Raw genomic sequence first — 19,688 nt, forward strand, 5'->3', positions numbered from 1 at the left:
ATGCGCACATGGATAGGCATCATGGCCCTGGCCTGCGCGTTCGGCGCGCAGGCGGCCCCGAAAGTCGCCGTTACCGACCTGGCCTACCAGCAACGGGTGGAGGAATATATCCACACCGTTTCGGCCCAGAGCAATTTCCAGGCGAACACCTACAGTGCCAGCGCGTCGTCGAGCTACGACGAGATGGAAGCCACCAGCAGCTACATCGAGCAGGGCGAGTTGCGCAAGTTCACCGGAGACATCAAGGGTGAAATCCTGCGCAGCGGCATGTTCCAGCTGGTACAGGGCACGCCTCACACCGAGTCCTCCACCGGAGACGTCTACGATGTGATCAAGCGCATCAAGGCCGGACGCTTCAAGGGCGCCGACTACGTGCTGTTCGGCACGGTGTCGGACATCGACTTCACCCGCGACATCAATGAACTGGCCAACACCGACAGTTACTCGGCGGTGCTTGGGCTGACGCTGGTGGCCGACTTCAGCCTGATCAACACCCGGACCTTCGAAATCACCTCGGCGTTCACCGCCATGGGTGAAGGCCAGGACACCAAATTGCTGAACCACCGGGACGCGCGCATCAGCCTCAACCGCCCCCGCGTGGTACGCGACGTGTCCAAGGCCCTGGGCGAAGACGTGGCGCGACAGCTGAGCGAACAGCTTGGCGGCCCAAGCCATGAGCTGCCCGGCGAGCCGGTACCGCGCAACAACCTGCCCAGGGACACCGCACCGGTGATCCTGCGCTAAGCACCAGAGCCCCTGCCTCCCGGATCCGGGACAGGGGCTTTTGTAGCGTCATCACGCACCTGTCTGAGCCGTCCCAACCAGCCACCCTCCGGCTTTCTCACCGATTGAATCGCGTCCAGCAATGGCTGCCACCCGCGGCTATCCGCCGTTTGCTCGTTCAGCGGTGTTGGGGACGGTAAGGCCTGTGCCAGCTTCAGGACATTGCCGACTTGCCGCGTGTAGGCACGAACCTCATCGAGCCCCTCGACCAACGGCAGGACGATACCGGTGGCGCTATCAAAGGCCTCGATCGTCGGAACGATGCCAAGCTTGCCACGGAGCACCGGGATGCCGAGCCCCGGCATCAGCAGGCCCACCAACAGGCGCGGATCGCGGCGGCTGACACTCAAGCCAACCCCGGCGAGCGCCACGGCCACGCCAATGACCTGCCCGGCCGTTGCCAACAGCGACAGGCGCTTATTGGACTCGTCATCGAAAAAAATCGCTCGATATCGAAAGTAGTCACTGAACACTTCCCGCTCGTCCAGCACCGCGTTCATGAACCAGGCGCGAGAGTCGTGGACATGCTCATCGAACAACCGCGCCAGCTCCCACGCTTCATCATCCCGAGGCACAAGGTCCTCACCGAACCAGCGCGTCACTTCCCGAGTGCCGGCCCGGCGCAGGTCACGGTATTCCTCCGCCTCATCCTGCTCGTTGAGCAGGTACACCAGGCCGCCGACCGAGGCATTGATGAGGCGACCTTGACTCAGGCCTGAACCGAAGGGATTCAGGTTCCACTCAGGCACGTAGTCGCGGCGAAAATCCAGCATGGCGCCGTGCAGTTGACGCTGATCCAGGCTCGGTTCGAACGTTTTCGCCGTATTGAGCGCGATCTCGCCTACACTGGTCCGTTGTTCATAAGCACGCTTCAGGGCCAAGTGGCTTTCATGATCAACGGGTACGGCGGGAGGCTCCTTGCCGGCACGCAGGGCCGTGTCTTCCTCCCGTTGTCGCCGGTGTAGCGCGGCGAAGGCCGAACGCTCCTCTTCGCTCATGTCCTTGCCCTGCACATGGGCCCAGGCCGGGGTCGTGCGAAAGAGAAAATTGGCATAACGGCTGATGCGCCAACCGGTGATCAAGCCGGCCTCCCGGGCCATCACCTGTTCGAGCGGCCCATTGTCCTGGGCGTCGAGCCAGATGTTGAAACGATGGACCAGCGTTGGGGAGATGTCGAACGCGTCGTATGTCCCACCGTCCATGACCAACCACGGCCAGCGCTCTTTCTGCTCATCGCTAAGGGCATCGGCCGGTGCCTGCAAGGGCGCGCCGACCTGATAGGCCTCATGGAACATGTGCTGCAAGGGCAACTGGGACAGCAGTTCGTGATTGCCTCCCAACGCCTTGCCCTGGTCTCCCGGCGGATACCCCCCACCGACATCCGAATGCACACCCGGGTAGAGGTATTCAAATGTGTCCGTACGATAGGTGGAGGGACAATCGGGATCGTCAGGGTCGGCTTTTCGACGGATCGAATCCAGGGGAAAACTGCCACGCTGCTCATGGGCTGCCACCATATGCACACAGCGCTCCAGGAATACCTGCGACTCGGGCAACCGCAACGAACCGTCCGCCCAGCCCATGTGTCCGCTGACAAAGGGCGCCAGGTACGCCATGCCCACCGACGCCACCGTGTCGAACAGACCGAGGAAACCGATGCTGATGGGCACGCCGGCAAACAGGTGGCAGGTTTCGCCGTTCGCCTCGACTTCGGTCAGTTGACGCAACCACTGGGTAAACGTCCGGGCCTGAGCGGCGCCACGGGAGAATCCATAGACATACAGGCGCAGGGCCTTGATCCGTGGGATCGCGTGACTGGCGTGCAAACGCTCGACGGTCTCGCGCAAAGCTGTCAATGGCTCCTCCAGTACGGCGCGCCTACGCGCTTGTCCGGTATTGAGCGCATCACCTAAGCCACTGCTCATCTGCCGGACCCAGGCAAAGGCTTGCGCCGGTTCCAGGTGCGGCTCCCCACAGTGTCGACGCAAGGCATCGATCAGCCGCGTCAGGCCCCAGTTGATGCGGTTTTCGCCACCACGAGCAGCCACCAACCCCATGGCGTCGGGTTCAAACTCACCGACCTCCGGGAACCCGGTGCCGACACCCTGCATGTAATAGGCATAGAAACCTGCCTCGTTGGCCCGGCTTTGCCCCGGACCGGTATCGCCACCCAGGCTGGCGTGATACAGCCGCGCCACGTTGCTGGTGGTCGGCGGGTGGTTTCGCTTGTCCGTGGGTTCGTGGTTATTGGTGCCGTCAAAACACAACGTGATGTGCAACACATCCATGCAGGGTGGGCCGGAATAGGGAACGTTCGCCGCCCTGCAAGCCGTCCTGGAAATGTTCGCAGCCTCAGTCAGGAGTCTCTGCTGTTCGACCTGATTGCGCGTAACGTCCTTGGGCGTTCGCGGCAACAGGCCCTCGTTCGTAAAGAATGGCGTGACGGCCAGGGCCTGTGACCTGTTTTTCAATTTGCCGGGCATGGCGACGGCGCCTCCATCCTGCGGGGGAAACCGAAGGGGTAACCGGGCTTGCCTGGCAACATCACTCCCGCGGACACGGCCACTTGATCGCAAGGCAGGAAGTGCACGTCAACCACACCGAGCCGCTCGTAGGACGCCACCTCAGCCCAGACGCTGTGCCGGCTGTAGCCGGCCCGATGTGCGCTCATCCGCGCCCGCCATTCATCGGTGTGTCGACGCTCAGGCCAACGGCCATAAGCGTGGGGCGCCGGATCCTTCTCCCACTCCACCAACACCTTCAGCCCCGGACGCCATTGGACGGGCATCCCGATGCAACAGTTCTGCTTGCCGCCACCGCCATAAGGCCCGATGTCCGGCCCACCGTTGCGGTTGACACTAAAGTGATGGATGGCCGCCGACGTGTGGTTATAGCCTTCGATGGGCGTACCGATCAGGCCGGTTTGCGCAGGCATGCAACCGCAAAGAGCACTAAAGAGCGACAGCCTCCATGTCCCTGGAAACGTCATTGGCTGATACCTCGTTCACCCTTCGCTTGGGCGGCACACTTGGCGAGCCACCCCTGGAGGAACTGCTCTGAACTGGCCTAATAATTCCGGACACCTCTTAAGGGCGATATGATTTCGCCAACTTGGAGGTTCCATGAACGAAAGAAAGGTCTACACCCGCGAATTCAAGCTGCATGCTGCCAGCATGGTGCTTGATGATAATTGCCCGGTTCCAGATGTCTGTGCTTCGCTGGATATCGGGCCCACCGCTCTACGACGCTGGGTTGATCAGGTTCGTAAGGAAAGCGAGGGCCAGCCAGTTAAAGGCACCAAGGCAATTACCGAAGATCAGCGCCAGATCCAGGAGTTAAAAGCCAAGATCAAGCGTATGGAGATGGAAGCTGAAATCTTAAAAAAGGCTACCGCTCTCTTGATGTCGGATCCCGATCGTTTTCGATGATTGCGGAATTAAGAGAGTCGTTCCCGACGGCCATTGTGTGTCGTGTTTTCGATGTGAAACGCAGCAGTTTTTATGAGTGGCTTCAGCGCAGAGCCCAACCGCGGATCAGACGCGAAGAGCTCAAGCTGAAAGTGGTTGAACTGCACAGCGAAAGCCGGGAGGCCATGGGTTCCAGGATGATCAGCATGGGCCTGAAGTCTCAGAAAATAATTGCTGGAAGGAGCCTTGTCAGAGCGCTGATGAGGGAGGCTAACATTGTCAGTAAACAACGCCAGCCCCACCCCTTCAGATCCAAAGGTGTAGAAGCATTTGTCGCGCCCAATCGACTTAAGCGCAACTTCAAACCGACTGCAATCGATCAGGTTTGGTGTGGCGACGTGACCAGCCTGATGGTGGGTAAACGCTGGGTTCATCTGGCCATCGTGATTGATTTGTATGCTCGCCGGGTCATTGGCTGGGCTTTTTCTCTGGTCAACGATGCCAACTTGGTCAGCAAAGCGTTACGCATGGCGACAGCGGTACGAACGTGTCCGTCGGGACTGATGTTTCACTCAGACCAGGGCTGCCAGTACACCAGTCGCAAGTTTCAAGAAGAACTGATGCGCCATGGCATTCTGCAAAGCATGAGCCATCGCGGGCAGTGTTGGGACAACGCTCCAACAGAGCGATTTTTCGGCACGCTGAAGTCCGAGTGGGTGCCTCGTGGCGGCTACAGCCTGATCGAGGAAGCCAGAACCGATATGGTGCGCTTCTTCATGTACTACAACCGCACGAGGCTCCACAGCTACAACAACTATCTGTCGCCAATAGCCATGGAGCAAAAAGCGGCATAAACACCGTAACCGGTGTCCGGGATTACTTGACCAGTTCACTCCCGCGCCACTCCCATCAGATGCTGGCGGTCTGCATCGACATGAACGCGAAAAGCCTGGTAGATGAACGTCTCGAACGAATCAAAACCGTAAGTGCCCGGAAGAATTTCCTGCCGGGCACACCATTGCTGCGCGTCGCTGAGAACGCCCACTCCGGTGACTTGCTCGTCGCTCAACCGCAACACTGGCGCGCCCCGCACCGCCTCCCTTTGCCGGACATCGAACCCCGCCATCCGACAGGCCTTGCCGTCGCGGTCAATCCACTGCCAATGGATGACGCCTTCGTGGAGCATCCTGAGCTGATCGGGATCGAGCAGTTCGCACAAGACCCTGAACAAGCGGGTGTCGTAGTAGCGCAGCACGCCGCTTCTGTGACCCTGGGCCCATTCGGCCTGGGTGCACCGTCCCAGGCGTTCGCCAAGGGCGTCGAACGACCAGCGACTGAACAGCGCCAGCACCCGCGAATGGCGATAGCAGCTCTGGATGAAGTCCGTCAGCCAGCGCCGCTGCGCGGTATTGAAAAGCAGAACCCGCACCAGCACCGGCCCCTGGTCAGCGAAGGCTCGTTCGGGGGAGTCCTGGAGCAGCAGCCGGTAGCGCGGCGACGGCGTGAGCTCGTTCAAACGTCGCAACAGCGGATAATCGAATAGCGCGCAGTTGATCAGCAGATCCATGTGAGCGAGGCCGCAGGCCTTGGCCTGAACGTACAGATGTTGCAACCATTGCAGGGCAGTTGGAGACATGATCATCCTTGAAAGTTGACCCGCTCAGAGACGGGTGGCCAAGCCTCTGGCCTGGGCTTGGGCTTGTTGAAAGCAACGCTTGCACAGCACGCCGATCGATGAGGGCGAGTTACCTGCCGGGGGCCCGGTCGCGCCTTCGCTTATCGCGACGACGCCAGTCGAAAGGCCTGCGCGTCCGACCACTGGCTCATCGGTTTCACCCGGCCGGCGGGCAGGTTTGTACCGCAGCGCCGCTCCGGGACCCGGACCACCTCCCTGCTCGATGGGGGTGCTGCTGAAAATGCCGTCGGCCCCAATGCGCAGGAAATGCCCACCGCCCTCCAGAGTCAGCTGCGATCCGGACTTGACTGTCAGCGCCCCCGCGCATTCGAGCTGCAGGACCTGCCCGGCGCGAATCACCAGCGTCTCGCCGGCCTGTGCATGGAGGCTGCCGTTGATGTTGAGAAAGTCGTCGGCATCCAGTTGCGTCACGCGATGCCCTCCAACGGTGTGGTGCTCCTCGCCCCGCACTTCGCTGTAACGCTGACCCGCCAGGGTAATGCGCTGATCGCGGCCAATCTCCAGCGTGTGGTCATTGCGCACTTTGGCGAACAGATCGCGTTCGGCCCGCAGATAGATCCGTTCAGCCCCCTTTCGGTCTTCGATGTGCAATTCATTGCTGCCGCCCCCGCCCGGAGAGCTCCGACTCTTGAAGACACTGCGGGTGTCGTTGAGGGGTAACCCATGGGGAACGGGGTTGACCTGGTTCGGCACGCAACCGGTGATCAGCGGTTGATCGGGATCGCCCGCCAGGAAGGTGACCACGACTTCCATGCCAACCCGGGGGATCAACTGGGTGCCAAACCCATCCCCCGCCCACCCCGTGGCGACCCGCACCCAGCAACTGCTCCGCTCCGGGTTGCCTTCGGCACGGTCCCAATGGAAACGGACTTTGACCCGGCCATACTCGTCGCAATAAATCTCGCTGCCTTGCGGGCCGCTGACCGTGGCCGTTTCACTGACCAGCAACGGTCGCCGATGCCTTACGGACGGGCGATAGAACACGTCCCACGGAACCGCCTTGAACCGGTTGCCATAGCCCTGCTCCGGTACCCCCTCCGCCACATTGCCAATGGCTTCTTCAAGAACCTGGGGTTGCGCGCCTTCATGCCTGAGCCAGGTGAGCAGCCAGCGCTGGTTCCAGCAAGCCCGAGCATGATTCTCCAGCCTCATGAAATGCCCGCTCACCAAGACCGGTTGATTGCTGCTGCCTTCGGCAACGCAGCTGTCCTTTTGCCGCCGCTGCAGGGCCCGCAGGGCAGTCCGTCGGCCCTGGGCCAACGTCAGGAAACGCCCTGGCGCATAGGCATAGTCCTCGCGGTCCGGTTGCGCTCCCTCTTCAGCCAACGGTTTGTGGCGAGCGGCACCTTCCAGGATCAGGCGAGGCTGTTTGAAATCATGGTCCCGCCAGGTTACGCGGCTGGTGGCGCCTCGCACCCGAACGGAAAAGGTCCGGATCGTGGGTCCGTCGGCGACCATCGCACCGTCGGGCACGAACGGCGTGGGGGGCAGACTCCTGAACCGGGACTGGTCATCACCCACGACCAGGACATGCTGCTGCGGTCCATGTTCGAAGTGGTAATGCCAACCCTCCTCTTCGCACAGGCGCTGGATAAAGGCCAGGTCGCTTTCTTCGTACTGGGTGCAATAGTCCCGGGGAGGATATTTCGTGGGGCCCAGTTGAAAACGAAAGGCATCTTCCAGCAGACCATGCAGCTTGAGCACCTCGGTGATGATCTGGCGAACGGTCTGCCGCTGGAAGATTCGCCGATTGAAAGCCAGGTCGAGGCTCCTGAGGCGCGGCACCAGCGTCGCGTGATAGTGGGTCAGCCTTCGCCCGGACTCGCCCACGGCGAAGTCCGCGATTTGTCCATGGATGCCATTGCCCTGCGCGTCGAAAGCCAGGAAGGCGGAGCGGTGCAGAAACCGTTCAAGCGCCAGGCCGGCATGTTCGCTGACGAGCCTGATCCTGAACTCAAAAGGCCGACTGATTGCCTCCGTACCCTCGAAGGCGAGAACACCGAACTCATCGGGCAGGTTGTCGATCGTCAATCTGAACTGGGCTGTGGAGGAAACGGGCATCTGCGGTCACCGGATGGACGAGAGAGCTCCATGATCGAAAAATCGACGCAGGTCGTATGCCGCCCCAATCCGAACACCACATAGGCAAATTCCCTGCTTACCCCCAGTTTGGTCTGTCAGAAAAGGCGGATTTGTAGGCTGATGCCTACCGCAAGACACAAAAAAGTGGGAGCGGGCTTGCCCGCGAATACGATTCATCAGTCAAAAACACGTTCACTGACAAACCATATTCGCGAGCAAGCCCGCTCCCACACTGATTTCCTTATGCAGTACCAGCGTTTACACGGCGGCTTTGCGAATCGTCGCCAGCAGTCCCGCCGCGCCAATGAACAAGCCGGCGAAGGTCCGGTTCATCCGCCGTTGCTGCTTCGGGGTGCGCAACAGGCGCAAGACTTTGGCGGCGAGCCCGGTGTAGCCGGCCATGACGATGAGATCGACACAGATCATGGTCACGCCCAGGATCAGGTACTGCTTGACCAGGGGAGCATGGGGGTCGATGAACTGCGGCAGCACCGCCAGCATGAACACCAATGCCTTGGGGTTGCTGATGTTCACCAGAAAGCCACGGAACATCAGCGCCAAAGGCTTGCCGATGGGCCGAGGGGCGGCATCGTCGTTGATTTCGCCAGGGATGGCTCGCCACTGCTTGATGCCCAGGTACACCAGATAGGCGACCCCGAACCATTTGATCGCATAGAACGCCGTGGCCGAGGCGGTGAGGATCGCGCCGACGCCCGCGGCGACAATCACGATCTGCAATGCCAGGCCCCATTGCAGGCCCAGGGCATTCCAGTAGCCACGCCAGAAACCGTACTGCAGACCGCTGGACATCGATGCGATGGCACCGGCACCCGGAGAAAGACTGATTACCCAACAAGCGGCGAAAAACGCAAGCCATGTTTCCAGCACCATTGCACACCTCGGCCAAGATTCGTCCAGACGACTAAGCTAATGCGCCGTCGAGCGGCTGACCATCGTTTTTTTCAAAACCGTGACGGGCCAGGGCTGGCTATTCGACGAATCCACCCACCGGAAAAGCCTCGCTGCCGCGCCAACGTCGGACCGAACGCTGGAAGAACAGGCTGTTGGGCACTTGCACCATGGAGCTGCCGGTGCCGAGCTCCTCAGGCTCGATCAAGGTGGTGTAAAGCAGATTGATCGCGACCACCCGTCCTTTGATGCCAGGCTTGTCGGTCGCTTCCACCAGCTCGACCACATCGCCCAGGCGAAATGGCCCGACGGTGTAGATCAGGACGGCGCACAACAGGTTCGACAACACGCTCCAGATGGCGAAAAACGCCACGGCCGCTACCGCGACGAAGCCGGAAATCGCCGTCCACAATACCGTGGCCGAGACCCCCAGGCGCTCGAGCACTACCAGCACCGCGCTGCCCATGATCAGCCAGCGCAGCACGCCCCGCAGGACGATCAGCAGGTGGGGCGGAAACGGGTAGCGCTCGCCGAGCCCCGTGAGCCCACGCGCCACGATACGCTGCATCACATAACCGGCCAGCAGGATCAACAGGACTTGCACACCGAGCCAGAGTGGCTCGATCCACATGACCGGGATGGGCAAGGTCAACGCTTCCATCAGGACAGCGCCTCCAGCTCCGCTTGCAGGGTTTCCAGTAATTCCAGGGCTTGCATCCACGCCTCCTCAAGCTCCGCTTCCCGAACCTTCAGCCGGGCCTGTTCGGCCAGCAGATCGCGCAGTTCATCCTTGCGCGCTGCCTCGTAGAGACCACTGTCCCCGAGGCTGGTTTCGATTTGATGCAGTTTTTCATGCAGCTTGCCCAGCTCGGACTCGAGCTTGTCAGCCTCGCGCTTGTGCGGCGCCAACTGCTGTCGCAAGGCAGCGGCGGCCTGGCGCTGAGCTTTCTTGTCGGTCTTGTCCGGGTTCACGGGTGTAGTGCTGACCGGCGCATTGCGCTGACGGTAGTCCACCAGCCAGCGTGCATAGTCTTCGAGGTCGCCGTCGAACTCTTCGACCTTGCCGTCGGCCACCAGGAAGAAATTGTCCGTGGTGCTCTTGAGCAGATGTCGATCGTGAGACACCACCAGCACCGCCCCACTGAACTCTTGCAAGGCCATAGTCAAGGCCAGGCGCATTTCCAGGTCCAGGTGGTTGGTCGGTTCGTCGAGCAAGAGCAGGTTAGGCCTCTCCCAGGCGATCAAGGCCAGGGCCAGCCGTGCCTTCTCGCCACCGGAGAAATTCAGCACCGGCTCGTCGATGCGCGCGCCCCGGAAGTCGAAACCGCCGAGGAAGTCACGCAAGGTCTGTTCGCGTTCGGTCGGCGCCAGGCGCTGCAAGTGCAACAACGGACTGGCCTTGGCATCGAGGGAATCCAGCTGGTGCTGGGCGAAATAGCCGACCACGGTGTTCTCGCCACGGGTCAGGCGCCCGGCCAGGGGCTGGAGTTCACCGGAGAGGTTCTTGATCAGGGTCGATTTACCGGCACCGTTGGGACCCAGCAGACCGATCCGCGCACCGGGCGTCAGCTGCAGCTTGACCTTCTCCAGCACGGTCTTGTCGCCATAACCCAGTCGCGCATCGGACAGGTCGATCAACGGGCTGGAGATCTTGGTGGACTCGCGGAAGACGAAATCGAACGGCGAATCGACATGGGCTGCGGACAGCTCCTCCATCCGTTCCAGCGCCTTGATCCGGCTCTGGGCCTGACGGGCCTTGGTGGCCTGGGCCTTGAAGCGGGCAATGTAGCTTTCCATGTGCGCACGCTGCGCCTGCTGCTTCTCGTAGGCCTGCTGTTGCTGGGCCAGACGCTCGGCACGGGCACGCTCGAAAGCCGTATAGCCGCCGCGATACAGGACGAGCTTGCGCTGATCGACGTGAGCCACGTGGTCCACCACCGCGTCGAGGAAATCACGATCGTGGGAGATCAGCAGCAGCGTGCCCGGGTAACTCTTGAGCCAGTCCTCGAGCCAGATGATGGCGTCGAGGTCCAAGTGGTTGGTCGGCTCGTCGAGCAGCAGTAGATCCGACGGGCACATCAAAGCCTGCGCCAGGTTCAGGCGCATCCGCCAGCCGCCGGAGAAATCCCCGACCTGGCGATCCATCTGTTCGTTGGTAAACCCCAGGCCGGCGAGCAGTTTGCGGGCGCGGGCATCGGCGGTATAACCGTCTGCGCTGTCGAGTTCCGAATGCAATCGGGCCAGAGCGGCGCCGTCGTGAGCCGCTTCGGCGACAGCCAGGTCGCGTTGAACCTGACGCAGGCGTATATCGCCGTCGAGCACGTAGTCCACCGCCAGGCGTTCGAGGGTATCGACCTCCTGGCGCATATGGGCAATACGCCAGTCGGCGGGCAGCGAGCAATCGCCGGAGTCCGGGTGAAGCTCGCCCCGCAACAAGGCGAACAGGCTCGATTTACCGGCGCCGTTGGCACCGATGAGGCCGGCTTTATGGCCGGCGTGCAGGGTCAGCTCGGCGTCTTCTAGCAGACGTTGCGGGCCACGTTGTAAAGTCAGGTTCTGAAGTCGGATCATAATGGCGGCGGAGTCTACCAGCTTCGCTCGCAACTGGCGCGAGTAGCACGATGTCCTCTGACCTGTGGAATTTCTCTCTCGACCTCTATGCCCGGCCCGGCGTGGAGCAAAGCTGCCTGGCATTGCAAGAGGCCGGCGCGAGCGTCTGCCTGCTGCTTTGCGGCCTGTGGCTGGAACAGCGCGGCGTGGCCTGCGATGAACAACGACTGCAACAACTCCGGCAGTTGGCAGAGCCTTGGGACAAAGAGGTGGTACAGCCATTACGAACGCTTCGCACCCAATGGAAAGCGGATGCCGTTCAAGACCCGGACCTCACGCACCTGCGCGAGCAGGTCAAGAAACTGGAGCTTGAAGCCGAACAGTGTTTGTTGGAGCGATTGGAGGCAGTGGCTGCACGTTGGCCTGAGGGCCAACAGAGCGATTCAGCGCAATGGCTGCAAGAACTGGCGGCGAGTGCCGGACCAGCGAACCGCGACGCGCTGCATCAACTGCGCGTCGCGGTCTCCAGCACTTAGGAAGCGCTGGTTGGGGTGCTGGTGCTCGGCGCAACGGAGGCGGATGGGCTGACCGTCGAAGCCGGAGTGCTGGCGGCTGGAGCAGGGGTCGCTGTCGAGGCCGACGAAGCAGGCTTGGCGGCAGGCGCAGTCGCGGGTTTGGCAGCGGCTGGCTTTTTCACAGCGGGTTTGGCTGCTGGCTTGGCAGCGGGTTTGGCAGCAGCAGGTTTCGCTGCCGGTTTTGCAGCAGCAGGTTTTGCAGCGGCAGGCTTGGCGGCAGCAGGCTTGGCGGCGGATTTGGCCGCGGCGGGTTTAGTTGCAGCCTTGGCGGGCGCTTTGGCAGCGGCTGGCTTGGCAGTTACAGCAGGTTTAGCGGCAGCGGTTTTCGTCGCTGCGGGCTTGGCCGCAGCCGCTTTTGTCGCCGCTGGCTTGGCCGCTGGCTTCGCTGCGACAGCTTTTGCAGGGGCTTTGACAGGGGCTTTGGCAGCAGGCTTGGCAGCCGCAGTTTTCGACGCGGCGGGTTTGGCGGCGGCTGCTTTTTTAGCGACCGGTTTCACAGCAGCTTTCGCAGCAGGCTTGGCGGCCGCTGTTTTTGCAACAGGCTTGGCGACAGCTTTGACAGCCGGTTTTTTGGCCGCTGGTTTAGCAGCGCTGGCAGCGACTGGTTTAGCCGCAGGCTTGCTCGCCGCTTTGGCCGGTGCTTTCGCGGCAGGCTTGGCAGTTGCCTTGGCCGGTGCTTTTGCCACAACGGGTTTAGCTAGCGGTTTTTTGGCCGATACAGCGGCAGGCTTGGCAGCACGAAGCGTCAGCGCCTTGCCGGCAGCTTCTTGCACGCGACCCACACCCTGGGCCAGCTTCAGGCTTTCCTGGGCATCACGCTTGAGTTGCAGAATGTAGGCGCGGGTTTCGGATTGACGATCCTTCAAGGCATCGAGCAGGTCTTCGAGTTCTTTCACGACGTCCTTGGCCTTGGCTTGTGCCTTGGCCTTGCCGGCGGTAGCCGCGTCTTGCAGTTTGGTGCGCGACTTGTGCAGTTTTTCCTGCGCCTTGCCGCGTTGTTTTTCCAGTTTGGCGAGCAGTTTTTCAGCATCAGCCAGGGCTTGGGAGCAGGCGTTTTCCAAATGCTCGAGCAAGGCGCCCGAGAGTTGTTGGAGCAAGTGCAACGGAGTGTTTACAGGCTTCTTGGTGGCCGACATGGTTTACCTCCTGACTGACGTGAGTGCGGCTCATACTAGACCTCTGCTACAACCGCCGCTAGGGCATGTTGACAGTACACAGGACGTTGCGTTGCAAGAGACAAAAAATCTTCTGCGCCATTGCCGGAGCAATCTCACTTCGCGGCAATCGGCGCAGGCATAATTCCTCCATTCGAGCCCGGAGAGCACACATGTCGCGTCACCTGTTTTTCCTCCTGTGCATGGTTTGCTCCATGGTCCAGGCCGTAGAAAAAACCGGCGCAAACGATGCCCACGACCTGGCCTACAGCCTGGGCGCGAGCCTGGGTGAGCGCCTGCGCCAGGACGTACCCGACCTGCAGATCCAGGCATTGGTGGAAGGGCTGCAACAGGCCTATCAGGGCAAGCCACTGGCGCTCAAGGATGAACGCATCGAGCAGATCCTGGCCAAGCATCAGGCACAGCTGAGCGCGCAATCGACGACACCACAGATAGAAGTGGCGCTGAAGAGTGAGCAGAAGTTTCTCAACGAAGAAAGAAACCGGCCAGGTGTGAAACAGTTGGAAGACGGCATCCTGCTGACGGAGCTCAAACCTGGTAATGGGGTGAAAGCCGGACCCCACGGTAAGGTGCAGGTGCTGTACACCGGTCGCTTGCCCGACGGCACCGTGTTCGACGCCAACCACCAGGCGCAATGGTTCAGTCTCGACAGCGTGATCGATGGCTGGCGCAGCGCGTTACCGCAAATGCCCGTAGGCGCGAAATGGCGACTGGTGATTCCTTCGACCCAGGCCTATGGCGCCGAAGGGGCCGGGGATGTGATTCCGCCGTTCACGCCACTGGTGTTCGAGATCGAGTTGCTGGGTGCGACGAGCTGACATCGCCCAAACGAAAAACGGTGCGCAATGCGCACCGTTTTTTTTTAGCGAAACCATCAAGCCTGAACGGCCGCCTCTTCCTTATGGGCGTTGTGCAGCACCTCGATCAGACAGTCCTCCAGCTCGAAGCGCTCGTGCAGCAGGCCACCCAGCTCCTTGAATTTTTCCGCTACGCATTTGCCTTCATCGCACAGGTCATTGAATGCCAGCAGCTTCTCGGTGATGACGTCGATGCGCGGGTAGATCTGTTCGGCAAGCTCCAGGCCACGCTTGTCGTTGAAAGCCTTGGCCTCGCCGGTGAGTTGCTCGTAGATCTCGAAATGCCCGGCAGAGACATAGTCCACCAGCACACCGCAGAATTCCTGCAACGGCTTACGGCTTTCACCTAACGCTTCAGGTTTGTCACCGAGAGCATCATAGGCCCGAACCAGTTCGTGACGCTCCTGCAACCAGCGATCGATCAGCAGATGCACCCCACCCCATCGTTCCTGAGCATTCTGACAACTTTCGAGCATGGCGATTTCTTCCCTTGTGAGTCATGCCCCTCGCAGCCTGCATATACCTTGATGATTCATGGCAAGCCGGACACAACATATCGAGCGGCATAATTCCAATGATACGTGCGGGCCAGATTATGCCCGCACGACAGCCGCTTCAAGGTACGCAGGCGACAAAGTTCATACAAGTGTTTAATCCGCTACCCGGACGAATTGCGACGCCTTGTCGCCCAGCGGTCGGATCAGAGCGGTCCAGACAAGGCGAAGCAGCAGGTAGGTCATGGCAATGGATACGGCGAGAAAAAACAGCAGGCTCCATTCGGGGATGCTCAGGTCGAACAATGTCCAGGTGACACCCTCACAATCGACCGCGCCGTCGAGGACGTGCTGCATGGCACTCCACCATGAGCTTGCGCCCTTCATTTGGGTCAGGCAATCGGGCGAATGGCTTTGCAACAGAACCTGACGCCAGGCCAGAGCCATTCCTCCCGACACGAAAACCAGTCCCGTCACACCGTAGAGGATGCTGCCCTTTCGACCCGGGCCATGTATGCAGGCCGCGAGACCGTTCACCAGGAACAGCACCAGGCACAAACGCTGCAAGACACATAGGCTGCAAGGCGTCAGACCGACTGCGTACTCCAGATAGCTGGCGATGCCCAAAGCCAGGGCCGCGGCGGCGGAAGCCATGAAAAACAAGAAGCGAGAGCAAGCCAAAGACATGGCGGTTCCGTAACAGAAGAGACAAGCAGTTACGGTAGAGGAAAGCCCTCGGGGCTTTCAAGGCAGGCCCGCGCAGACACTTCACCAAGGGTGTAGGGAATTCCCGACAGAGGCGAGGGGATTCAGCGCAATCCCCTGTAGGACTTTCCCGAAGACATCATTCGAGTCCGGAGTTACGCAGCAATCGGCAGTCGTCCGCCTGGCAAAACCGACTGGAACCGCCGACCGCCATCAGTGTTCCTGGTGACCTGTACGGTTAATTCGAGTACACGAATTAGCCACACAGGCCACTAGCTGGACAGCGCCTGGGCCGGAACCGGCAACGGCGCAGCAAGCAAGCGTTCGTCCAACAGCCCCAAGCCCTCCTGGAACAACTGGTTGCTGCGCTCGGCATCGCCCAGTTGTGCCAGTAGTCTCGCCAGTTCGGCACAGGCTTCGGGATTGCGCTGGATCCGCAGGCTGCCCTCCAGATAATCCCGCGCCTTGCCCCAGAGGCTGTTCTGCAAACACAGGCGGCCCAACGTCAACAGCAGGCTGGAATCGGCCGGATGATCCTTGAGCCAGCCTTCGGCCGCTTGCAGCTGTCGAGCCGGATCATTGCCGCGGACCAGCCCGTACAGGCGCGCCAAGTGGCTGTCGTAGTGACGCTTGAGCGCGGTGCGCAATACTTCCTCGGCCTCGCCCTGTGCCCCCAGCTGTCGCAGCTGTTCGGCATAGGCCAGCACCAGCGCCGGCTCCTGGCGCTGTGCAGAGGTCAACTGTTGCCAGGCGCGGTTGAGCGACTGCAAACCGACGCTGCCGTCTTCTTCGCGATGGGCCGCCAGGGAGAGGTTTTCACCCCAGGCCCGGCGTTCCAGTTCCGCCAGCTCCGCCGCAGGCAATACTTTGTCCTTGCGCAGTTCCGGCAACAGGCGAATCACCGCCGACCAATCACCGCGCTGCTGATGCAACCGTTGCAACTGGCGCAGGACCTGGACGTTATGGGGATGACGATCATGCATGGCTTGCAGCGTGACCAAGGCGCCATCGGTGTCACCCCGGTCCACCTGCAACTGCGCGTGGCTCAGCGCAATGGCCAGCTCCGCCTGGGGCTGGCGTTCCAGGGCGCGCTCCAGCAGGTTGTCGCTCTGCTCGTAAAGACCTTGTTCGTTGGCCGCACGGGCCGCGCCGAGGTAATACAGCAACGGCTGGCGCTCGGCTTCCGCGGCACGATGCAAATGCCGCTGGGCACTGGCCCAACGACCTTCGGCAAGGTCCAGTTGACCGTGTTCGATAGCCACTTGCACGCGTCGGCTGCGATTGCGCCGCGACCACGGGTTGACCACGCCGCCGGAGGTGGTCACCAGGCCGATCAGGGCGCGCACGCCCCGCCACAACAGCCAGAGTACCGCCACCAACGCCAGGGTGACCCACAGGCCGGCTTCGTAGCGGAAGTTCTTGTACGCCACCAGCACGTAACCCGAATGCTCGGAAATCGCCACGCCCAACAGGGCGGCGGCAGCGATGACCACGAACAGAATCACGTAGAGACGCTTCATGGCGTGGCCTCCTGCTCAGCAGGCTTGGCCAGCGGCTTGACCGACTCCTCGGCATTCAGGTTGCGGCGCTCCAGGTAGGCCTGGACGCTGCTCAGGGTCGCGGTCAGGTCCGGCGTGACCACCGTCACCGGCTGTTTGGCCAGTTCGGCCACTCGCTCGAGCATGACTTTGCTCTGCGGGTTGTCCTGGTTGAAGTTGTTCTTCAGTACATCGCGGGCCTCGTCCAATGCCTGGGTATACACCGGCGCCTGCCCGTTGAGGGCTGCCCATTGCGCCTGCTCCAGTGCCAGGCTCAAGGCCAGGCGCACCTGCATCAGGCTCTGCCCGGCCAGAAGCGGACGGACGTTCTCGTCGGCATTGAAGTCGATGCGGATATAGCGCGAGATCTGATCCCACCACTGCGCCCAGCGGCTGGTTCCATCGCCATCGGCCGTCAAGCCCAGCAGGGATTCGCCACGATCCTTGTACTCGGGCGCCAGCTCCGTGAGTTGCAGCACTTGCTCGCGCAAGGCCCCCAATTGCAGGAACAGCCCGGTGCGATCCGGCTGCTCGGTGCTGCGCAACGCCGCGAGGGTCTTGGCCAATTGCTCGCGGGCAGCGAACGAGCCCGGGTCATTCTGTTCCCGCAGGATTTCGTCGGCACCCTGGACCAGAGCCTGGGCGCTGCTGATGTCCTGCAGGGCGGATAGGCGCAGGCTGGCAAGGCGCAGCAGATGCTCGGCCTCGGCCAACCGCCAGTCCTTGCGGCTGGCACCGAGTACGGTTTCCAGACGCTGGCTCAGGTGCTGCTGGTCGCCTTGCAACTGGGCGACCTGACGGCGTCGCTCCTCCAGCTCTTCGGCCGCCGGCATCTGTGCGAGGCGCTCGCTGAGGCGTTGCTCATTAAGCTTGAGGTTCTGGGCCTGATCATTCAGTGCCTGGACCTGGGCGGACTGTTGCTGGTTGTTGGCCTGCAGGTGACGCACCTGCCAGACACCCCAGCCGCCAACGGCCACGCCAGCGGCCCCCAGCAGCAATGCGACAATGGCCAACCCGTTACCGCGACGCGGCGCCACCGGTGCCGGCGTTTCCACCGGTGCATCGATCACGGGTCGGTCTTGATCTTTTGGCAAGGCTGTTTCGCTCACGTATCCATCCTTTGCATTAGAAAACGGCACGGATTGTTCCCGTAACGCCGCCAGCAAAGCCGCGGCACTGGCGCCACGACAATCCACAACTGATCGGGCCCCGGCGGCCCGCGCCATCTCGGCCACCCTGGGGCTTGGAACAAACAACGGCAACCGCGCCAGATCGGGCCACGCGGCCCCCGCCAGGCGGCGCAGATGCTCGAAGCTCTGCCCACTGCTGACCATCAGTGCGTTCAAGCGTTCCGCTTCGACCTTCGCCAGCAGTTCGCCTTCGCGATACTCAGGCAGGCCTCGCCGGTACAATTCCAGATAATCGACCCTGGCACCTTGCTCGCGCAAGCGCTCTGCCAGCAAGCCACGACCACCCTCGCCACGCACGATCAGAACCTGGGGATCGGGCCGGATCAGAGCCTGGCGCAAGGCCGGGAGCTCCAGCAAGGCTTCACTGTCGTCGCCCTCGTCCGGATAAAACACCGTGAGGCCCGCATCGGCCAGGATCTGCCCGGTGGCCGCCCCCACACTGAACCAGGGTTGTTCCGGCGGCTCGGGCCAATGCTCGCGCAGTTGCTCCAGGCACAACCGGGCGGCCGGCTTGCTGACGACGATCACAGCGCAGTACTGGTCAAGCCGCTGCAGCAGCGCCCGGCCGGAATCGGACAAGGGAAGCGGTTCGATAGTCAGCAACGACAGGCTGCTGCTGAATACCCCTGCCTCGGCCAGGACAGCCGCCAGGGCCGACGACTCATCCTCCGGCCGGGTCAGCAGCAACCGCCAGCCCATCACGCGTGGCCAGCCTCGCCGTAGACCTTCTTGAGGATGGCCCCAGCGCCCTGGCTCAGCAGGTCTTCAGCGACCCGCACCCCCAGCGCTTCGGCATCGCCACGGGGCGCCCGGGCTTCGGAACTGAGCAGCGTGCCGCCGTCCGGATCACCCACCAGGCCACGCAACCAGACCTGCTCGCCTTCGAGCACGGCGTAGCAGGCAATCGGTACCTGGCAGCCGCCATTGAGGTGCTTGTTGAGGGCGCGCTCGGCAAAGACCCGGGTCGCGGTATCTTCATGATGCAGGGGAGCGAGCAACCCGTGGATCTCGCTGTCGGCGCTGCGGCATTCGATGCCCACCGCTCCTTGCCCACCCGCCGGCAGGCTGTCGTCGACGCTGATGGCCGAGGTGATGCGGTCCTCGAAGCCCAGGCGGATCAGGCCGGCGGCGGCAAGGATGATCGCGTCGTACTCGCCAGCGTCGAGCTTGGCCAGGCGAGTGTTGACGTTGCCGCGCAGAAAGCGGATCTGCAGGTCGGGGCGACGGGTCAACAGTTGCGCCTGGCGACGCAGGCTGGACGTGCCAACCACGCTCCCGGCAGGCAGCGCTTCAAGGCTGGCAAAGGTGTTGGAGACGAACGCATCGCGCGGGTCTTCCCGCTCGCAGATGCAAAAAAGGCCCAGGCCTTCGGGGAAGTCCATGGGCACGTCTTTCATCGAATGCACGGCGATATCGGCTTCGTTGTCCAGCAGCGCGGTTTCCAGTTCCTTGACGAACAAACCCTTGCCGCCGATTTTCGACAGCGGCGAATCCAGCAGCTTGTCACCGCGACTGACCATGGGCACCAGCGTCACGATCAGGCCGGGATGGGCGGCTTCCAGACGGGCTTTGACGTATTCGGCCTGCCAGAGGGCCAGGGCACTTTTACGGGTGGCGATGCGGATCTCGCGAGGGGACATGGATCAATCCGTACTTAAAAGATACGACGGATAATAACAGCTCAGCCAAATCCGCTTTGACTTGAATCACGACCCCAAGGCCTCCCT

18 protein-coding genes and 1 pseudogene are annotated in these 19,688 nt (G+C 61.8%); 5 read left to right on the forward strand and 14 right to left on the reverse strand.

The features are described 5' to 3' along the window. Positions 1-744 carry a hypothetical protein gene (locus tag LOY35_RS27065; RefSeq protein ID WP_041021879.1) on the forward strand — a complete coding sequence of 248 codons (744 nt, stop codon included), beginning with the start codon at positions 1-3 and terminating at the stop codon, positions 742-744. On the opposite strand, the gene LOY35_RS27070 is transcribed toward LOY35_RS27065, so the two are convergent. Together LOY35_RS27070 and LOY35_RS27075 are read right to left on the reverse strand one after the other, a co-directional pair. Then, positions 741-3,266, reverse strand: a complete 2,526-nt coding sequence (locus LOY35_RS27070; RefSeq protein ID WP_258629142.1) for a DUF2235 domain-containing protein — start codon at positions 3,264-3,266, stop codon at positions 741-743. The genes LOY35_RS27065 and LOY35_RS27070 overlap by 4 nt on opposite strands. Then, the gene (locus tag LOY35_RS27075; RefSeq protein ID WP_258629143.1) at positions 3,251-3,718 is read right to left on the reverse strand and encodes a DUF3304 domain-containing protein; all 468 of its coding nucleotides are present in this window, start codon (positions 3,716-3,718) and stop codon (positions 3,251-3,253) included. Before LOY35_RS27075 ends, LOY35_RS27070 begins: the two co-directional genes overlap by 16 nt. Positions 3,719-3,905: 187 nt before the next feature. On the opposite strand from LOY35_RS27075, the gene LOY35_RS27080 reads away from it, so the two are divergent. Together LOY35_RS27080 and LOY35_RS27085 are read left to right on the forward strand one after the other, a co-directional pair. Beyond that, positions 3,906-4,211 (forward strand): transposase, encoded by a 306-nt coding sequence (locus LOY35_RS27080; protein WP_258629145.1) that lies wholly within the window; start codon positions 3,906-3,908, stop codon positions 4,209-4,211. Beyond that, positions 4,208-5,044, forward strand: a complete 837-nt coding sequence (locus tag LOY35_RS27085) for an IS3 family transposase (protein ID WP_258629147.1) — start codon at positions 4,208-4,210, stop codon at positions 5,042-5,044. Before LOY35_RS27080 ends, LOY35_RS27085 begins: the two co-directional genes overlap by 4 nt. 35 nt (positions 5,045-5,079) lie before the next feature. Here the strand turns inward: LOY35_RS27085 and LOY35_RS27090 are convergent, their stop codons facing one another. The 5 genes from LOY35_RS27090 to abc-f all read right to left on the reverse strand — a co-directional run bounded on the left by LOY35_RS27090 (position 5,080) and on the right by abc-f (position 11,448). Further along, on the reverse strand, positions 5,080-5,826 hold the full coding sequence (locus tag LOY35_RS27090) for a DUF4123 domain-containing protein (RefSeq protein ID WP_258629149.1): 747 nt from the start codon (positions 5,824-5,826) through the stop codon (positions 5,080-5,082). Between the two features lie 24 nt (positions 5,827-5,850). Next, entirely contained in the window at positions 5,851-7,947 is a 2,097-nt protein-coding gene (tssI, locus tag LOY35_RS27095; protein ID WP_258629150.1) for a type VI secretion system tip protein TssI/VgrG, read from the reverse strand. Positions 7,948-8,226: 279 nt separating this feature from the next. After that, the gene (gene rhtB / locus LOY35_RS27100) at positions 8,227-8,859 is read right to left on the reverse strand and encodes a homoserine/homoserine lactone efflux protein (protein WP_258629151.1); all 633 of its coding nucleotides are present in this window, start codon (positions 8,857-8,859) and stop codon (positions 8,227-8,229) included. 97 nt (positions 8,860-8,956) lie between these two features. Beyond that, positions 8,957-9,538: a mechanosensitive ion channel family protein gene (locus LOY35_RS27105; RefSeq protein WP_258629152.1), complete on the reverse strand. Its 582-nt coding sequence runs from the start codon at positions 9,536-9,538 to the stop codon at positions 8,957-8,959. After that, positions 9,538-11,448 (reverse strand): ribosomal protection-like ABC-F family protein, encoded by a 1,911-nt coding sequence (gene abc-f / locus LOY35_RS27110; RefSeq protein ID WP_258629153.1) that lies wholly within the window; start codon positions 11,446-11,448, stop codon positions 9,538-9,540. The genes LOY35_RS27105 and abc-f overlap by 1 nt, the downstream gene beginning before the upstream one ends. A gap of 50 nt (positions 11,449-11,498) precedes the next feature. Here abc-f and LOY35_RS27115 point away from each other — a divergent pair, with 50 nt between their 5' ends. Next, positions 11,499-11,963 (forward strand): TIGR02444 family protein, encoded by a 465-nt coding sequence (locus tag LOY35_RS27115; protein ID WP_258629155.1) that lies wholly within the window; start codon positions 11,499-11,501, stop codon positions 11,961-11,963. Here the strand turns inward: LOY35_RS27115 and LOY35_RS27120 are convergent. Beyond that, positions 11,960-13,138 carry an AlgP family protein gene (locus tag LOY35_RS27120; protein WP_258629158.1) on the reverse strand — a complete coding sequence of 393 codons (1,179 nt, stop codon included), beginning with the start codon at positions 13,136-13,138 and terminating at the stop codon, positions 11,960-11,962. The two genes, LOY35_RS27115 and LOY35_RS27120, sit on opposite strands and share 4 nt — an antisense overlap. 191 nt (positions 13,139-13,329) lie before the next feature. Here LOY35_RS27120 and LOY35_RS27125 point away from each other — a divergent pair, with 191 nt between their 5' ends. Further along, positions 13,330-13,995 carry an FKBP-type peptidyl-prolyl cis-trans isomerase gene (locus tag LOY35_RS27125; protein ID WP_258629160.1) on the forward strand — a complete coding sequence of 222 codons (666 nt, stop codon included), beginning with the start codon at positions 13,330-13,332 and terminating at the stop codon, positions 13,993-13,995. A gap of 56 nt (positions 13,996-14,051) precedes the next feature. Here LOY35_RS27125 and LOY35_RS27130 read toward each other — a convergent pair whose 3' ends face one another. From LOY35_RS27130 to hemC, 6 genes and pseudogenes are all read right to left on the reverse strand, one after another. Next, positions 14,052-14,510 carry an Rsd/AlgQ family anti-sigma factor gene (locus LOY35_RS27130; protein WP_041022643.1) on the reverse strand — a complete coding sequence of 153 codons (459 nt, stop codon included), beginning with the start codon at positions 14,508-14,510 and terminating at the stop codon, positions 14,052-14,054. Between the two features lie 174 nt (positions 14,511-14,684). After that, complete coding sequence (locus LOY35_RS27135) at positions 14,685-15,215, reverse strand: disulfide bond formation protein B (RefSeq protein ID WP_258629162.1); 531 nt, start codon at positions 15,213-15,215, stop codon at positions 14,685-14,687. Positions 15,216-15,505: 290 nt separating this feature from the next. Beyond that, positions 15,506-16,753, reverse strand: a complete 1,248-nt coding sequence (locus LOY35_RS27140; RefSeq protein ID WP_258629164.1) for a heme biosynthesis protein HemY — start codon at positions 16,751-16,753, stop codon at positions 15,506-15,508. Next, positions 16,750-17,880 carry a uroporphyrinogen-III C-methyltransferase gene (locus LOY35_RS27145; protein WP_258633747.1) on the reverse strand — a complete coding sequence of 377 codons (1,131 nt, stop codon included), beginning with the start codon at positions 17,878-17,880 and terminating at the stop codon, positions 16,750-16,752. Before LOY35_RS27145 ends, LOY35_RS27140 begins: the two co-directional genes overlap by 4 nt. Positions 17,881-17,916: 36 nt before the next feature. Then, a pseudogene (locus tag LOY35_RS27150) lies at positions 17,917-18,660 on the reverse strand (uroporphyrinogen-III synthase); the annotation flags it as partial. Continuing rightward, positions 18,660-19,601, reverse strand: coding sequence for a hydroxymethylbilane synthase (gene hemC / locus LOY35_RS27155; protein ID WP_258629167.1), 942 nt, complete (start codon positions 19,599-19,601; stop codon positions 18,660-18,662). The pseudogene LOY35_RS27150 and the gene hemC, both read right to left, overlap by 1 nt. Between the last annotated feature and the right edge of the window lie 87 nt (positions 19,602-19,688).

The sequence above is a fragment of the Pseudomonas sp. B21-028 genome (genome assembly GCF_024749045.1).
Taxonomy (GTDB): Bacteria; Pseudomonadota; Gammaproteobacteria; order Pseudomonadales; family Pseudomonadaceae; genus Aquipseudomonas.

Coding starts and splice junctions, on each gene's coding strand:
- LOY35_RS27140 (WP_258629164.1), bottom strand. CDS start 16,753: ATGAAGCGTCTCTACGTGATTCTGTTCGTGGTCATCGCTGCCGCCGCC.
- LOY35_RS27085 (WP_258629147.1), top strand. CDS start 4,208: ATGATTGCGGAATTAAGAGAGTCGTTCCCGACGGCCATTGTGTGTCGT.
- rhtB (WP_258629151.1), bottom strand. CDS start 8,859: ATGGTGCTGGAAACATGGCTTGCGTTTTTCGCCGCTTGTTGGGTAATC.
- tssI (WP_258629150.1), bottom strand. CDS start 7,947: ATGCCCGTTTCCTCCACAGCCCAGTTCAGATTGACGATCGACAACCTG.
- LOY35_RS27135 (WP_258629162.1), bottom strand. CDS start 15,215: ATGTCTTTGGCTTGCTCTCGCTTCTTGTTTTTCATGGCTTCCGCCGCC.
- hemC (WP_258629167.1), bottom strand. CDS start 19,601: ATGTCCCCTCGCGAGATCCGCATCGCCACCCGTAAAAGTGCCCTGGCC.
- LOY35_RS27090 (WP_258629149.1), bottom strand. CDS start 5,826: ATGTCTCCAACTGCCCTGCAATGGTTGCAACATCTGTACGTTCAGGCC.
- LOY35_RS27125 (WP_258629160.1), top strand. CDS start 13,330: ATGTCGCGTCACCTGTTTTTCCTCCTGTGCATGGTTTGCTCCATGGTC.
- abc-f (WP_258629153.1), bottom strand. CDS start 11,448: ATGATCCGACTTCAGAACCTGACTTTACAACGTGGCCCGCAACGTCTG.
- LOY35_RS27080 (WP_258629145.1), top strand. CDS start 3,906: ATGAACGAAAGAAAGGTCTACACCCGCGAATTCAAGCTGCATGCTGCC.
- LOY35_RS27065 (WP_041021879.1), top strand. CDS start 1: ATGCGCACATGGATAGGCATCATGGCCCTGGCCTGCGCGTTCGGCGCG.
- LOY35_RS27120 (WP_258629158.1), bottom strand. CDS start 13,138: ATGTCGGCCACCAAGAAGCCTGTAAACACTCCGTTGCACTTGCTCCAA.
- LOY35_RS27075 (WP_258629143.1), bottom strand. CDS start 3,718: ATGCCTGCGCAAACCGGCCTGATCGGTACGCCCATCGAAGGCTATAAC.
- LOY35_RS27130 (WP_041022643.1), bottom strand. CDS start 14,510: ATGCTCGAAAGTTGTCAGAATGCTCAGGAACGATGGGGTGGGGTGCAT.
- LOY35_RS27115 (WP_258629155.1), top strand. CDS start 11,499: ATGTCCTCTGACCTGTGGAATTTCTCTCTCGACCTCTATGCCCGGCCC.
- LOY35_RS27105 (WP_258629152.1), bottom strand. CDS start 9,538: ATGGAAGCGTTGACCTTGCCCATCCCGGTCATGTGGATCGAGCCACTC.
- LOY35_RS27070 (WP_258629142.1), bottom strand. CDS start 3,266: ATGCCCGGCAAATTGAAAAACAGGTCACAGGCCCTGGCCGTCACGCCA.